The sequence below is a fragment of the Tritonibacter sp. SIMBA_163 genome (assembly GCF_046535935.1).
GTDB lineage: Bacteria > Pseudomonadota > Alphaproteobacteria > Rhodobacterales > Rhodobacteraceae > Epibacterium > Epibacterium scottomollicae.
In genome coordinates, this window is the sequence record NZ_JAWJBP010000150.1 from 1 (window position 1) to 398 (window position 398).

The window sequence follows — 398 nt, forward strand, 5'->3', positions numbered from 1 at the left end:
CGCTAACACTGGCAGCTTACGGGGTTGGGCTTGCGCTCTATGGGCTGGGAAGCCAGATATTCAACCAGGCCTTGGCAATGAGCACGACAACCGGAAACGTTGTCTGCCGGATCACCTTTATGCACGGCGTGATGGCCCTTTTGTTGGCGTTGTTGGTTGCCCTCGTAGTGGCGTTTATCGGCATGCTGCGTGCTTTCAGTATTGAACCTGCGGAGAGTCTGCGTGAATTGTAAATCTCTTAAAAATGTTTCCCGACACTGGTGGCGTCGTGCTGGGTGCGCGGCTGTATTGCTTGTTCAGGTAGGCACTGCCTCAGCCGAATGGGAGGAGCGGTTGTATAACCCCATGCCCCAAGAAGACGACGTCATTTTGCCGATGCCTTGTGATGGCGCCATGGT

1 protein-coding gene is annotated in these 398 nt (G+C 54.8%); it reads left to right on the plus strand.

The genetic code is table 11. The features are described 5' to 3' along the window. Nucleotides 1–233: hypothetical protein (locus R0J92_RS21855; protein WP_411053188.1), on the plus strand; the 233-nt coding region annotated here is incomplete at its 5' end. Between the last annotated feature and the right edge of the window lie 165 nt (nt 234–398).